At 43.6% G+C, this 1,498-nt stretch carries 3 protein-coding genes; all 3 read left to right on the forward strand.

Annotated elements, in window-relative coordinates:
• Window positions 1-320: 320 nt before the first annotated feature.
• Entirely contained in the window at window positions 321-695 is a 375-nt protein-coding gene (locus tag F6K49_RS48230) for a hypothetical protein (protein ID WP_293066975.1), read from the forward strand.
• Window positions 696-892: 197 nt separating this feature from the next.
• Window positions 893-1,048, forward strand: a complete 156-nt coding sequence (locus F6K49_RS54065; RefSeq protein ID WP_366514352.1) for a YgiT-type zinc finger protein — start codon at window positions 893-895, stop codon at window positions 1,046-1,048.
• Window positions 1,049-1,185: 137 nt separating this feature from the next.
• Complete coding sequence (locus F6K49_RS48235; RefSeq protein ID WP_293109755.1) at window positions 1,186-1,431, forward strand: SDR family NAD(P)-dependent oxidoreductase; 246 nt, start codon at window positions 1,186-1,188, stop codon at window positions 1,429-1,431.
• The last annotated feature ends 67 nt before the right edge of the window (window positions 1,432-1,498 follow it).

Genomic DNA, 1,498 nt, shown 5'->3' on the forward strand with positions numbered 1-1,498 from the left:
AAGCCTACACTTACCCAATCGCGAAGTGTAGGAGCGTCACGGATACTGCTGGTGGCTGATTCAACCGCTAGACCTCGCCAGTAGGGACAGATTCTCACGGGTAACTCAGATCCTAGAGTAGCTTAATCATTCTTCATAAATTGGTAAACTGATCAGTAATTACGCAAAAATAACCCAAAAATGGGCTTATTATGCGTTTTGTTTGATAAAACATGCCAAAATTACCTTGGCAGTGTCAGTTCTGCTCACGATATTCTTAGTAAGGTTAACTCTAAAAGACTTCTTTCGCTTTTCTCATTTCACATTTTAAGGAGGAGATTATGAAGCGAGTTGCGATATTTTTCATGTCTTTGATGGCTGCACTGGTACTCATTGCTACCCCAGCTCATGCGTCGATTCAAGCAGGCATTATTAAGCTGTCTTCGCCAGGCCCAGTGGTAACAAAAAATAATGACACAAGCACATTTAAAGAAGTGTTCTTCGCAGAGCCATTTCGGGAAGGCTCAGATGTGATCGTGATTCCAATGGTTCAAACCTTTAATGGAGCAGATACCCCTGGTGTCAGGATCGCAGATGTAACCACGAAGGGCTTTAAGTTCAAAATGAACGAATTAGTTCGGGGTGGTCCAAGGCAGGCTCTGTCAGATGGAAAACATACAACCGAAACCATAGGTTGGATTGCTGTCAGTTTCTAATCGCTCTTAGGGTTTTTTTCTGACCTCCGTCGCCTGTGCCCCATCCATGGGGCACAGGCGATTTAAGTATTTGGTAATGAAAGTGTGAGAAAGGCTGTTGCAAAAGCCAAGCATTACATAATTTTATGATTTATCGCAGTTGGTGGAAGTAATTGTTAAGCTAGGCTCATCTGGCAAGGTTATAATCATCAAACTCTATGCACTCTGAAATTGAAGATTTTACTGTTTGCCATGTTTGTGGTTTTCCTGAAGCTAGAACTCGCTACGGATCTCGAGCCTATGGGAAAGGAAAAGATCTACTGGTGATTGAAAATGTACCTATGGTGAGCTGCCCTAGTTGCGGTACGAGTTAGTTAACATCATTTACTCTCAAAGAAATTGACCGTATTAAGCGCGATCGCTTGACAGTAGCACTAACAAAATCTGTGAAGGTTGCTAGTTTCTCAGTTTAATATTAACGAGTCCACTACACACAGGGAATTTCAAGATCATGGCAAATGGTAAATCCAAAGTTGCACTTATTACCGGGGCATCATCGGGTATGGGCAAAGAAATGGCCAAATCTCTGCTGAAGGATGGTCTGACCGTGGTAGTGGCGGCACGTAGTGTCGAGAAAATGGCTAACCTTAGAGAGTTGGGTGCTCACCCGCTGCGTATGGACATCACCGATGAGGCAAGTATCCAGGCTGCGGTGAATGAAATTCTAGACACTTATGGCAAGGTCTCGCCCCGCTGACCTTAACCGTTAGACTTTGCTGAGTATCAGTAGATGGTCTTGCAGAAGTGTTAACATTGACTTTGTC

Source organism: Moorena sp. SIO3I6 (genome assembly GCF_010672095.1).